The following is a 13,026-nucleotide window of genomic DNA, read 5'->3' on the forward strand; positions in this document are numbered from 1 at the left end:
GAAATAAAAAGGAGGGCCATATATGAAACTAAAAAAATCTCCCCTACTCTTACTTATACTAACATTCATATTTGTAATTACAGGGCTTGGGTTTACTTACTTCAAACAAAATAAAACGACCCCAACAAAACATAATGTGACAAAAGAAAACTGGTTAAATGACCCTTACTTACGTTGGTCGTATACCCATATGAAAGAATTCACTTTAGTTAATAACGTAAAAAACAACCCTGACCAAATTGCTCACTTCCCTTCCGCATTGCAAAACTTAGATGATTTTGCTGTAGAGCGTAGATTCGGAAATACAACTCCTCTAAAAAAACTTTTAGACGATAACAAAACAGATGCTTTTGTCGTTGTACATAATGGACAACTTGTTTATGAACGATATTTCAATGGGTATAAACAGAATGAACCTCATGGTATGGCATCATTAGCAAAAGTCTTTACCGGGGCAATTATACAATCTCTCGCTGAAGAAAAACGTATTGACTTAGAAAAAACAGCTGACACTTACATAAAAGAATTAAAAAACACACCGTTCGGTAATGCCACACTTCAGCAATTAATGGACATGCAAGTTTCAGCTGAATATCCTACTCATGGATATGAGCAACCTGGGCTAGAAAATCAAGATGCACAATTATATTTAGCTAGCAATATTTTACCCCGCGGCAAAAATTACGACGGTCCGATGAAAATTTATGATATGTTACGGGAAGCCGAAGAAACTGCACCGCCTGGTTCTTCCTTTTCTTACAATAACGGATCAACAGAAACGCTCGCTTGGATTATTAGAACTATTACTGGTAAATCACTAGCTGAAAATGTAAGCGAACGAATTTGGTCTCAAATTGGTATGGAAGAAAACGCGTATTACGTTACAGATGAAACAAAAGTAGAACAAGCTAGTGCTGGATTAAATGCAACTGCTAGAGATATGGCGAGATTCGGACAATTACTATTAAACAATGGGGAATATAACGGAAAACACATTCTCCCTTCTTCTATTACTGAAGATATAAAAAATGTCCAAGAAGGTGAACTTGCAATTGGCCCTGGAGCTTCCATTTCTTATCATAATCAATGGTGGATTCCGCACAATGAACAAGGTGCTTTTGAAGTGTTAGGTAGTTACGGACAAACACTTTACATCGATCCGAAAGCAAATATGGTAATCGTTCATTTCTCTTCTAACGCAACGCCAAGTAATGAAATACATTCGGTTTATTCAAATATGTATATTGATATTGCACATTATTTAGAAAAGCTTCCACAGTAGTGGAAGCTTTTTCTTATTTCGGTGTTTTATTTGAATCCATTATATTATTCCAGGTTTAAAAGCATTCGTAAATCTACTATCCTCATCATAATTATTCATAATTAAACTTTTTATTAGCAATCCAATAAAAAGTTACGAAGAGTGTCAATAAAATCCAAATAATCGTTAGTAACACATTGGCTATTGTGTTTGAATTTACTAATCACGTAATGAATGTTTCCATCATAAAAGAGTTTGATTATTTTTGTGACCTCTCCTCCATTAAAGCGCTCATTTGCTACAGTTTAATTTTCATTATGCTGTTTTGCCGAGTCCAATGCTTTTTTTAGTTCGTCCGGTTTTTGAGTACCTATTACAACTGAATTATATATCAACTTTAACTCTATGCCTTTCTTTCCATTCATGTTATAGACTTTTTCACCCTTAAAATTAAAACGAATTCCCCATCCTCCAAATCTTTTTAACGGACTGTAAGTAATACTTTCATAGTTACGTATATCTTTGAGGAGATACCCCCTATATTGAAAATGAAAAGGTACAAAACGAACATAAAGACCTTTTCCACGAACCTCAATAATTAGCTTCAATACCCCAAGCATTAATATAGGAGAAGCAATCCCAAAAACTAACCACAAGACAATTAATGCACCATTAGGAGCTGGTTTATCTCCAAACGGAATATCAAAGATAATTTGTTGAATAAATCCATACCACATCAGTATGGCGATCCCTAATATGAGTATCCATATCCAAATTTGTTGTGGCCGCTGAACCTCACGAAAGATAACTTGCTCTTGTTGTTTCATTAGCAATTCCACCTCCTAAATGGCTTATTTATTTGATTTCAACACATTTTATTCAACAATCTGGACTGATTGCTAAACAACAAAAAAATTGTACAAAAATTCCGTTCTGGGGTTGGTATAAGATTTTAACTTGATAGGCATGGAGATACTACCATTACTTCAACAATTCGAGTATCCAAAATTTAAATTAAATCTGAATTAACTAAAGCCGACAGCAATTGGATAATATTCATACTCTGACTGGCTGTCGGCTTTAATTTTAAAGTTTAATTAAAAAAATTTTTCTTATTATTTTTGATATAGTTAACGACAATTACAAAATAAGTAACAGCTATGAGATTAATTATACTTAATATTAGACCTGATGGATTGGACCAAGGAAGTACAAAAAGCCAAAATACTACCAAAATCGAACTCATTACATATAACCATTTGAATTGATCTGTCATTTTTAATTCCCCCCTTTTCCCTTCTTTGATGATTTTATCTTTCAAGAAATCATCTCCTTTAATTAATTCGTCAATGCTAATATTGAATAAATCACTTAATGTAATAAGTGTTTCAATATTCGGATAGCCTTTTTCAAGCTCCCATTTAGAAATTGATTGTCTGCTTATGTTTAATTTAAGAGCTAGTTCTTCTTGTGATAAGTTATGCTTTAAACGTTCTTCTTTTAGCTTTTTATAAAATTCCATGATTTTCAACTCCTATAATTTTATTTTTACTATAGATTATAAAAATTCATAAGAATAGAGAAGTAGAATGATGTAACCTAAGAGTAGCAAATGTTTGAAACCGGTGGTTGCATTATACTTCGATGCAACTGAAATAACATTTTTATATATAAGGACAATAATTGTAAATTTCAGAATTTTCTATATATTTAAAGGTTATCTCCCAAACAACCTCGAATAATTGTAATACATATACATAAGGAGGTTGATCTATTTTGTTTCGTTCCTTTACAAATGGTTGCGTCGCCTTAGTGCAACGCTTCTTACCAGAACCGTTTATTTTATCATGTTTACTAACTGTTTTCGTTATCTTCTTTGGTATGTTTGCGACTCACCAAACACCTGTAGAAATGATTAATCACTGGGGTAATGGAATTTGGGGACTCCTCGCCTTTTCTATGCAAATGGCACTTGTACTCGTGACTGGATCTGCTTTAGCAAATGCTCCTCTTATTAAAAAAGGATTAACGAAAGCTGCCAGACTACCAAAAACAACTGGACAAGGCATTATTGCCATTTCAATTGTAAGTTTACTCGGTGCATACATAAACTGGGGCTTTGGAATTGTTGTATCTGTTTTATACGCAAAAGAAGTGGCAAGGCAGCTGGACGGATTAGATTATAGACTAGCAATCGCCTCTTCTTACTCTGGATTTCTCATTTGGCATGCCGGTCTTTCTGCCTCTATTCCTCTTACGTTAGCAACAGGCGGTGAAACGTTAATTAAAACGACTGCTGGAAGTATTAAAGAGGCGATTCCAATAACAGAAACGTTATTCTCACCATACGCTCTCGTTCCAGTTATTATTTTTCTCATTACGATGCCTCTCATTAATAAAGCGATGCATCCAGATGAAAAACATACGATTACAGTAGATCCTAGCGTTTTCCATGAAGAAGCTGCTGCTCAAGAAGTAGAAAAAAATACGTTCGCTGAAAAGATGGAAAATAGCATTATTATTACACTTTGCGTTGGATTGTTAGGTCTCATTTATATTTTCAATTACTTTTATACGAAAGGTTTTAACCTTACTCTCGATATCGTGATTTTTATGTTATTAATTGCAGGTCTTATTTTCCACCGTACTCCGATTCAGTATATTCGTGCTTTTTCAGACTCTACGAAAAGTGCTTCTGGCATTTTACTTCAATTTCCGTTTTACGCAGGAATTATGGGCATGATGATTGGAGCAAATAGTGAAGGACTTTCACTTGGAGGAGCTATTTCTAATTTCTTTATTAGCATTTCAAATGAAACGACTTTTCCGCTCTTTACATTTTTAAGTGCTGGCATTGTTAACATTTTCGTTCCATCTGGCGGCGGTCAATGGGCTGTGCAAGCACCAATTATGATTCCAGCTGGCGCTGAACTTGGTGTACCTGCTGCAAAAACAGCAATGGCAATTGCATGGGGCGATGCTTGGACGAATTTAATTCAACCTTTCTGGGCATTACCAGCATTAGCGATAGCTGGTTTAGGTGCTCGTGACATTATGGGATTTTGTGTTGTGAACTTACTATATGCGGGTTTTATCATTAGTCTATGTTTCTTATTTATTTAAACAAAAAGCTAGTTTTATACTAGCTTTTTTACATAATAAATCACTTATTTCCCACGCAATTTATAATCTTCTCCCACTCTGATTCCTTAAGATGTAATGACTCAAATGCAAAAAAATCTTCGCAAATTTTTCCGATCAGGTGTGGATGTTCCCTCAAAAAATTCCACTGTAACGCTTTAGAAAGAAAATATGTTTCATATTCTTTACTTCCCCTTACTACCTGATCAACTTCTCTTTCACAAATTCCTCTTATTAAATAATCATTTCTTAACTCTATTTGAATTTGCTGAAATGTTTCGCTGCATTTTTTCAATTGAAGTAAACACGTAACATACTTCCGAAAAAGTTCGCCATCATACTGAACACAGTTTATAATACGATCGACTTCATTCATAATGCACGAGCCTTTTCTTCTATTTGTAATAACCATTTCTCACGCTTTGATACTTTACTCGTTTTCACAGATTGAAACACTGACCGTTTTATATCGCGAATGCCACAAAAACGTAAAATACCTCTCTTCATCATAATCCAATCTGCTGATCGATATAACAATGCGACGTACCATAGAGGCGAGTCTAACGTATTAATAACCCATGCTTTTTTCCCTTGCAATAATCCTTTCGGCAGAGCCCCTTCATATTTATAAGCAAATCCAGCTACGAAAATACGATCGATAAATCCTTTTAAAATTGCTGGCATCCCCCACCACCATATTGGATAGATGAATAGAAGTGTATCTGCTTCTTCTACTAACGTTCTATACCGAGCTGTTTCCTCTTCATTTACTAAATCGCGTCTTTTCTTCTCTTCATTAAATACGAGGACTGGATCAAATTGTTCTTTGTATAAATCAAGTACGGTAACTGAATGATTTGTTTCCTGTAGTCCTTTTTGCACATGATTGAAAATCGCCGCGTTAAAACTTGAAGGGTTAGGATGAGCATATATAATTAGTACGTTCACTACAAAACAACTCCCTCTATACGTTAAAGTTTCTCCTTCTTTAATAACTTCTCTACAATTTGTACGTTTTTCGAACTTTGCAACAATCGATTTAATAATATAAGTAACTCTTCTTTTTCTAAATCTTTCAGTTTCTCTTTAACTGCACTCTCACCAGCACCTTGAATATCATAAACAACTGCCACCATATGTTTACAATAATTTTCATAGGGACACTCACAGTTACTTTCTGAAAAATCTTCGAGATCGATAACTACTTCATAATTCCCTGCATTTCCAGTAACGAAAGCAAACACTTTTTTATCTTGTATTTCAACATCTTCTACATGCCCATCTTCATAATATTCATATCCCTTATCTACAATGTACTTTGGGATCCATTTCGTTATATCTTTTAATAAGTAAGCGTACATAATTGTACCCCTTCCTTTAATTCCCTTTTGACTTCAAAAATCCTGCATGTTATTCTAATTACTGTTAAGTAGCAAGTCTACGTGACAAAACGACTGACACCTATTCGGCGAAGGTGTCTCTTTTCATTTGCAGCCGATATGAATTGCCTCTTTCAGGCACATTCAATTTTTGACACTACACACTCAACACCATTCCCTGTATCAGGCTGCTTTAGCAGTCTTTTACTCTACATACTCCGTTATTTTAAGAAAAAAAGAGAGCTTAGCTCCCTTTTCTCGCCTTATACAATACCCCTTTTTCAGCATAGAGATATTCATCAGCTAATGTAATTTTCCCATCCAGTTTTAGTTCGTCTAATAATCTTGATAAATAAAATTGATGCAACATCTTTTTCGTGAATTTTCCTTCATGATGCGAAACGATATGTTCTTGAATATCTAACAATGATATCGGCTTATCTTGCTCTATCATATATTCATAAACTGTACTACGCAGTTTTACGTATTTTTCGAGTGTCACAGTAATGCGCAACCCCTTTCTTCTTAATATAAATTTTCGTAATCGGTTTTTTTGCAATAAAAAAACCTCTCCGATAAGAAGAAGTTACGTATATATCTTCGTCTTATCTCCCAGAACAAATATGTTCTGCTGGAATTAGCACCTGCATCGCGGTTGCTGGGTTTCATCGGGCCAGTCCCTCCACCTCTCTGGATAAGAAAATATTCACTTAATTCTTACTATACGTAATTCCACTTCAATTGTCAAACAAATATAATAAATATAACAAATTATATTTTCTTCCTTACTGTTCATACTACCCATATACGAACATGCAAGGAGGATTATGAAATGCATCAAAATGCTCGCGGATATGTACAAGATTCTTTTCAATCATTACAAGAAGCTAAAAATTGTTTAGAAGAAGCGCTCGAAACAGTTGAAAAAGATTTTAATCGCGCTCGTATTGAACAATCACTTTATGCTGTTGAACAAGCTATTCAACGTTGCGAGTACACCGTTCACATTTTAGAAAAAGATTAAAAACTTCCCATCAATTGATGGGAAGTTTTTTCAAATGGCATACTTCATAATTATTGCCGGTATGATTAAAAAATATACAGAATTAGCAATTTCTAAAATTCCTACTTTTATAATAGAAATTTTTTTGCCATACAACACAATTGCTCGAATGACACTTGGTATAAAAATAAGAGAACACCACGGATTAATCACAAATATGATTATCGTTAATACGATATGATATCCCCAAGATATAAGACGATACTTCGGGTTATTTTTTTCACGAATCATCGTTTTCACATAGAACGTACTACCTAAAAAGTATAAAAATGAAATAAGCGCAATGAATAATGCTGTATGATCGATTTGCTTCATTGAAAAGTAATAACTAATTAACCCACCGATACAAAACACAATAATCGCACAAATATCATTTAATAGTGCTCTTTCATTTTTTTGACGAGCGTAATACATATTCACTATAAATAATGGAATCATTACTATTACGAATAAAAGAATTCGCCACTCATATAATAAAGAAATCATCCCAAATAGGAACGCAATAAGAAAATAAATAATGGCAACTTGTAAAAACTCTTTTTTTCGTCTTTGCTTTATGTACGTAAGAAATGGGTACGTAGCTAAATAGATAAAGAACCACGCTAAAAACAATGGAATATGATAAATAGTAGGTTTCCCAAGTATGACACTTAATAAAAAAGGAATAACAAGCATGGCCCATGCACCATGTTGCTTCGGAATAACTAACTTCATTAACTATACACCTCCCTTTTGAAAAAAGTTCTCACCTACAATTATACAAATAATTTTATATAATAGCGGATGCATATTGAATCGATTTTTTGACAAAAAAATGCTCCTTACATTATGTAAGAAGCATGAAAGAGGCAAACGAATATGTAAGTCGCGACCCTACCTTATATGAGTATGCTTTTCTATGTCACGTTATGCTCATCTAATATACCGTATTTCTTTTTAAATCTTGTAAGAATTGTAATCCATGAAGTACTAAATAGTAATAAGAAAATAACATTCGAAATCGCATGGCTCAAATCAAAGTAAAAACTTGCGATATAATACGAAATGACAGTTTCCCATGTTGCTTCTCGTATAAAACCGAGAAGGCCCCAGAAATTCATAATCCAGCCAAATAAAAAACCAACAATTACTCCGTAAAGAAGTCTCCCCCATAGCTTTTTCATAAAAAATGTATTACGAAGTAAACCTGCTATAAAACCAATCATGCCCCACGAAAACATTTGCCACGGTGTCCATGGACCTTGTCCCAAAAAAATATTAGATACGATTGCTGCTGTAGCACCAATCATAAAACCAGTTTCACTTCCAAATACAATTGCAGAAACGATAATGACAAAAGAAGTTGGTTGTACACTTGGTAAAATAGAAAATGGCACCCGGCTTACTGCTGCAATTGCCGCTAATACAGCAACGAGAACAATTTCACGTGAAACAAACGCCTTTCTTTCAAAACGGATATAGAAAGGTAACATAATAACCGCTAATATAAACAAACTACTTAACATATAATAACCATCCATAACAAGTGTCGTAAAAAGCAATGTGCCGATTATTACTGCAAAGATACATATTATGAATGCAACATATCGTTTGGACAAGCTTCGTACACATCCTCCCACGTTAATGCATATGGCAAGTCTTTTCGAATGAATCGATTAATAGATGTTGTATAAAAGAAGTTGCCGCTAAAAAATTCTTTCGGTGCATCATTCATAATGACTGTTCCATCAAATAACATCATACATTGATCCACGTATTTCGCTGCAAACTCAATATCATGCGTTGCCATTACAATTGTCGTACCTTCTTTTTGTAGCTTCCTAAATAGCTCTCCTACTCTTTCTTTCTTCCATGGATCTAATCCCTTTGTCGGTTCATCCAGTAATAATAAAGTCGGCTTTGATAACAACGTCGTACATAACGCAAGTAATTGTTGCTCTCCTCCGCTACAATCGTGCGGATGGCGTTCTTTAAGCGAGTACAACCAAAACTGTTTTAGCGTATCTTCTGCTATTTCTTTTCCTTGTTCTCCATATAATTCACGCGCACGTTCATAAACCTCGTCCCATACTGTATCAAATGTAAAATGGTAATACGGATGCTGCGATACATACCCAATACTTTTAAACCGTTCTTTCGAATCGATTTTATGTACCACTTTTCCGTTCCACTTTACTTTTCCTCTTCTCGCTTTTTGTAATCCTGCTAAAATCGTTAACAGTGTAGACTTACCTGTACCGTTCTTCCCAACGAGCGCTACCCATTTTCCTTTTTCAATCGAAACTGATAAATCACGTAAAATAAGCGGACTATTTTTTTCATATTGGAACGAAATATGCTCTGCGCTTAAAATTACCTCTTGCTTTTCACTTTGTGCTATTGGGTCATTTACATATGATATCGCTGCAAAATCATTCATTTTCATTTGCGCCTCTCGCACTGTAAACGGAATATCTCTCACATTCCACTCTAAAAATAGCCTTGGAATTTGCGGAATAAATGGACGGAATGTTTCTACTCCCCACATATCCGTAATAACAATTTTAGGACTACCATCATACATAATACGGCCATTATCCATACAAACAACGCGTGTTGCAAGCGGGATAACTTCATCTAAACGATGTTCACTTAAAATAATCGTAATTCCAAGTTCTTCATTAATCCGTTTTAATAATCCTAAAAACTCTTTTGCAGCGATTGGATCTAACTGCGCTGTCGGTTCATCTAATAATAGCAATTTCGGCTGCATAACTAATACCGCAGCTAAATTGACAAGCTGCTTCTGCCCACCAGATAACGTGTGAACAGATTGATGCAATAAATCTTGAAATCCTAAAAAGCTAATAAGCTCTGCTATTCTTTTTTGAATAATATGTGATGGTAATCCGATATTTTCTAAAGAAAATGCTAATTCTTGAATCACTGTATCCATAACAATCTGGTTTTCTGGGTTTTGAAATACCATCCCAATTTCTTGGGCAGATAACAAATCAGCTACTTCCTCTATTAAAACACCCTCATAAAATATCTCTCCAGAACGCGTACCAATTGGAAGTAACTCCTTTTTAAAATGTTTTAATAACGTCGTCTTCCCAGATCCCGATCCTCCAGCAAGTGCAATAAACTCACCTTTTTGAACAGAAAGAGAAATATGCTGTAACGCTTTTTTATTTTCATCAGCATATACAAATGATAAATTGTTTATTTCTGCATGCGCCACCATATCCATTCCCTTCCTTCTATCATAATTGGTAAACTAATAAACAGTGTAAATAATACAAACATCATTCCATCGTATTGCTGGAATAAAATAGATTCGACTTTCGGATAAATAATCAATTTCCCTCCGCCATAATTACTACATACAATAGCAGCTATAAATAAAATGATTAAATAATTGAGCGTATACCAATCGCGCCTTTCCATTCTATAGCGAATATACGTCGTACGCTTCGTTACACCAAATCCACGAGCTTGCATAGAATCTGCCGTTTGCAGTGCATCTTCTAATGAACAAATTAATAATACTTGCAGCAATTGCATACCATTTTTGACGCGTTCAATTATCGAACCTGAATCTACCTGCACACCTTTCGTTTTTTGGACGAGTGTGATTTTCTTTAATCGTCTTATAAACAAAGGAACAAATCTCACTGTAATCATCGTTAACAATGCAACTTTCGGTGAAATTCTTGAAAACAAATATAAAAATTTATGACTGGAAATAATATCATTGTATGAGGCAAACGTAAACATAACTGCAACTAGTAATAACCCCATTACTATTCCAAACATAATCGCCTCAAGCTTAATGCGGCTATCACCTAACCAAAATAACGTAGTTCGACCTCTATGCGTTAATAACGAATTAAATAAAATTACCATAAAAAAGAAAACCATTGTGCTCGGTAGCATCTTTCTTATCTTTTCGCTATTTCCTTGCATCACATTTAACATAATAATTAATACTATTGCTCCAATTAAAAAAAGAGGATGAAGACACATCGTACATAGTATCATCACCCCGATATAATAGAAAAAATTCACAAAAGGATGTAAAGAAGAAAAACTTATTTTCATAGCCCTTTACCGAATGCCTTTCTTATTGTAATACGTATACCCACTCAATTGTATCTCCTGGTTTTACCGTAACTACACCAGCACTATGGTTTGGAAAAGCACCGTTCACACGATATTTCCATCCACTAGTATCCGCAATATCTTTTTCATATAAATCATTAATACCTTTTACATAAATACTATCTCTAGATCCGCTTGCATCAACATCTAATCCTGTACGTTGTAATACTTTATACACAGTATCGCCATCTTGTACATCCATCTTTTTCGCACCCATTATATATCCGTTATTTCCTTTTACCGAGATTGTTACTTGTTTTGCTTGCGGTTTAGGCGGTGGAACCGGATCTGATTTTCGTTGTTCAGAATTTGGAACGGTCGGAGTCGGTATCTTTTTCTCCGCTTTATTCGGATCAACTTTTTGCTCCTGCTTCGGTGTTTCTTTCGGCTGATTCACAACCTTTGCTTCTTCTTTTACTTCTGGTGCTTTCGGTTGTTGTTTCTCTTCTTGTACTTGTTGCTGCTCTGGTTGCTTATTTACAGCAGGTTGCTCTTTCGGTTGTTCCTGTTGTTTCTCTTCTTTCTTTACCTCTGGTTGTGCCTGCGGCTTTTCCTCTTTCGGCTTCTCTTCTACTTTTTGTTCTTGTTTCTCTTTCTGTTCTTCTTGCTGCTTTTGCTCTGATTCAGCTTGCTTTTCTTCTGCTTTTTCTTCTGGCTTCGCTTCATCTTTTTGTTCTTCTTGTTTCGCTACCTCTTCTTGCTTCGGTTCTACCTTCTTTTCAGGCTTTACAGCTGCCTCTTCACATCCGGCAAGTAGCCCGAGCGAAAGCAGTAAAGAAATGAACCATTTCACCTTACTCATCCTATCTCTCACCTTTCATACGAAAATTAGGAGCAAATAATTGCTCCTAATTTTTTGTTAAGCTGCTTTACGTCTCCATAATACATATGCAGAAGCAATACATAATACACCCATACCTACTTCTGTTGCTGCGCTATGAGAAGATGCTCCTGTTTTTGGTAGACTGTTATCGTTTCCGATTTTTTTATTCTTAACCGGTTCGTTATCTACAACTACTTTTAGATTTTCATCTTTTGTTTCTTGTTGTACTTGTTTTTGTTCTTTCGGTTCTTCAATAACTTCTTTTTCTACTACATTATTTTCTGGTTCAACGACCTTTTCTGGCTCTTCAATCGGTTTTGGCTTAATTACATTACCAGCGTCTACATTAGACCAATCATAAATAGATTTTCCCATTTCCTTAAATTGAAGTAATGCTAAAAGAGCCTGTTCTGTAGCCATTCCGTTACCATTTTGATCACTTGGTAACCATTTAAATTCACCATTTGAAAGTTGATATGATAATAGGTTTTGCATTGCCTTATGAAGACGATTTTGATCTACATCTTTAACAAGCGATAATCCAATAATTGCTTGCGCAGTACTATTTGAATTTTCTTGTCCATCAGCTGAAAAACCGCCATTTTGCAGCTGTTCGTTATATAAATACGCAACAGCTTTTTGTATAGCTGGTTTCACATCTGATCGCTCTTGATAAGGAGCTAATGCTGATAAAACCATACCTGTTACATCAACGCTACTAGCACTATCTTTACTACCTGAACTATTATAAGTCCATCCACCGTCTGTATGCTGATTATTTAACAGTGCTTCCACTAGAGCAACTCTGTTCCATTTTGATTCAACTGGAATCTCATACTTTTTCGTATCAAATGCAAGTAAAGCAAATGCATAACCTGTAACCGAATTCACTTTATCTGACTCATACAATTTTTGAACTAAATTATGTCCACCTACATTTTTAGGGTCTGCACTCATTGCATTCATCATAATAATTGTTCTAGCTAAATCTGTCGCTGAAAAACGATTAATGCGCTTTTCTACTTTTTCAGTTACTGACTTAACATAATTTAATTTTGCCTCAATTGGCACATTCTTTCCAGAACGAGAAAGCGCTACAGCTACCCAGTCACTTTCAATTCCATCTTGTAACATCTTATCTGATGTTTTAGAAATGGCTTCGTTTAATTGTGCACTTGGATTTTGAATGTTCTCTTGCTTTGGTTGTTCTGGTTTT

15 protein-coding genes and 1 riboswitch are annotated in these 13,026 nt (G+C 34.9%); of the genes, 3 read left to right on the forward strand and 12 right to left on the reverse strand.

What is annotated here, in order from left to right; all coding sequences use genetic code 11:
• Nucleotides 1–22: 22 nt before the first annotated feature.
• Nucleotides 23–1,282: a serine hydrolase domain-containing protein gene (locus MR107_RS21195; RefSeq protein ID WP_071739595.1), complete on the forward strand. Its 1,260-nt coding sequence runs from the start codon at nt 23–25 to the stop codon at nt 1,280–1,282.
• A 284-nt stretch (nt 1,283–1,566) separates the two neighbouring features.
• Here the strand turns inward: MR107_RS21195 and MR107_RS21200 are convergent, their stop codons facing one another.
• Together MR107_RS21200 and MR107_RS21205 are read right to left on the reverse strand one after the other, a co-directional pair.
• A complete protein-coding gene (locus tag MR107_RS21200; RefSeq protein ID WP_242245206.1) occupies nt 1,567–2,088 on the reverse strand; it encodes a DUF6141 family protein in 522 nt (173 codons plus the stop codon).
• A gap of 266 nt (nt 2,089–2,354) precedes the next feature.
• On the reverse strand, nt 2,355–2,783 hold the full coding sequence (locus MR107_RS21205) for a helix-turn-helix domain-containing protein (protein WP_053512606.1): 429 nt from the start codon (nt 2,781–2,783) through the stop codon (nt 2,355–2,357).
• A 254-nt stretch (nt 2,784–3,037) separates the two neighbouring features.
• Here MR107_RS21205 and MR107_RS21210 point away from each other — a divergent pair, with 254 nt between their 5' ends.
• Nucleotides 3,038–4,384: a short-chain fatty acid transporter gene (locus tag MR107_RS21210; RefSeq protein ID WP_000490030.1), complete on the forward strand. Its 1,347-nt coding sequence runs from the start codon at nt 3,038–3,040 to the stop codon at nt 4,382–4,384.
• Between the two features lie 40 nt (nt 4,385–4,424).
• On the opposite strand, the gene MR107_RS21215 is transcribed toward MR107_RS21210, so the two are convergent.
• The 4 genes from MR107_RS21215 to MR107_RS21230 all read right to left on the reverse strand — a co-directional run bounded on the left by MR107_RS21215 (nt 4,425) and on the right by MR107_RS21230 (nt 6,283).
• Complete coding sequence (locus MR107_RS21215; RefSeq protein ID WP_242292672.1) at nt 4,425–4,778, reverse strand: group-specific protein; 354 nt, start codon at nt 4,776–4,778, stop codon at nt 4,425–4,427.
• Complete coding sequence (locus MR107_RS21220) at nt 4,775–5,350, reverse strand: NAD(P)H-dependent oxidoreductase (protein WP_001101572.1); 576 nt, start codon at nt 5,348–5,350, stop codon at nt 4,775–4,777. Before MR107_RS21220 ends, MR107_RS21215 begins: the two co-directional genes overlap by 4 nt.
• Nucleotides 5,351–5,373: 23 nt before the next feature.
• The gene (locus tag MR107_RS21225; protein ID WP_025966664.1) at nt 5,374–5,763 is read right to left on the reverse strand and encodes an SWIM zinc finger family protein; all 390 of its coding nucleotides are present in this window, start codon (nt 5,761–5,763) and stop codon (nt 5,374–5,376) included.
• 262 nt (nt 5,764–6,025) lie between these two features.
• The gene (locus tag MR107_RS21230) at nt 6,026–6,283 is read right to left on the reverse strand and encodes a hypothetical protein (RefSeq protein ID WP_000171476.1); all 258 of its coding nucleotides are present in this window, start codon (nt 6,281–6,283) and stop codon (nt 6,026–6,028) included.
• Between the two features lie 100 nt (nt 6,284–6,383).
• A riboswitch (SAM riboswitch) is annotated at nt 6,384–6,482 on the reverse strand.
• Between the two features lie 131 nt (nt 6,483–6,613).
• Between MR107_RS21230 and MR107_RS21235 the strand changes: the two genes are divergently transcribed.
• Nucleotides 6,614–6,805: a hypothetical protein gene (locus MR107_RS21235; RefSeq protein WP_000554032.1), complete on the forward strand. Its 192-nt coding sequence runs from the start codon at nt 6,614–6,616 to the stop codon at nt 6,803–6,805.
• A gap of 30 nt (nt 6,806–6,835) precedes the next feature.
• Here MR107_RS21235 and MR107_RS21240 read toward each other — a convergent pair whose 3' ends face one another.
• The 6 genes from MR107_RS21240 to MR107_RS21265 all read right to left on the reverse strand — a co-directional run.
• Nucleotides 6,836–7,558 carry a YwiC-like family protein gene (locus MR107_RS21240; protein ID WP_242245207.1) on the reverse strand — a complete coding sequence of 241 codons (723 nt, stop codon included), beginning with the start codon at nt 7,556–7,558 and terminating at the stop codon, nt 6,836–6,838.
• 182 nt (nt 7,559–7,740) lie between these two features.
• Nucleotides 7,741–8,442, reverse strand: a complete 702-nt coding sequence (locus MR107_RS21245) for an ECF transporter S component (protein ID WP_000044901.1) — start codon at nt 8,440–8,442, stop codon at nt 7,741–7,743.
• Nucleotides 8,415–10,076, reverse strand: coding sequence for an ABC transporter ATP-binding protein (locus tag MR107_RS21250; RefSeq protein WP_242245208.1), 1,662 nt, complete (start codon nt 10,074–10,076; stop codon nt 8,415–8,417). The genes MR107_RS21245 and MR107_RS21250 overlap by 28 nt, the downstream gene beginning before the upstream one ends.
• Nucleotides 10,049–10,927, reverse strand: coding sequence for an energy-coupling factor transporter transmembrane component T (locus tag MR107_RS21255; protein ID WP_242292673.1), 879 nt, complete (start codon nt 10,925–10,927; stop codon nt 10,049–10,051). Before MR107_RS21255 ends, MR107_RS21250 begins: the two co-directional genes overlap by 28 nt.
• Before the next feature lie 22 nt (nt 10,928–10,949).
• Nucleotides 10,950–11,789 carry a DUF4430 domain-containing protein gene (locus tag MR107_RS21260; protein WP_242292674.1) on the reverse strand — a complete coding sequence of 280 codons (840 nt, stop codon included), beginning with the start codon at nt 11,787–11,789 and terminating at the stop codon, nt 10,950–10,952.
• A gap of 57 nt (nt 11,790–11,846) precedes the next feature.
• On the reverse strand, nt 11,847–13,026 hold a 1,180-nt coding region (locus tag MR107_RS21265; RefSeq protein WP_242292675.1), incomplete at its 5' end, for a prenyltransferase/squalene oxidase repeat-containing protein.

The sequence above is a fragment of the Bacillus cereus group sp. BfR-BA-01441 genome, assembly GCF_022663075.1.
GTDB classification, from domain to species: domain Bacteria; phylum Bacillota; class Bacilli; order Bacillales; family Bacillaceae_G; genus Bacillus_A; species Bacillus_A cereus.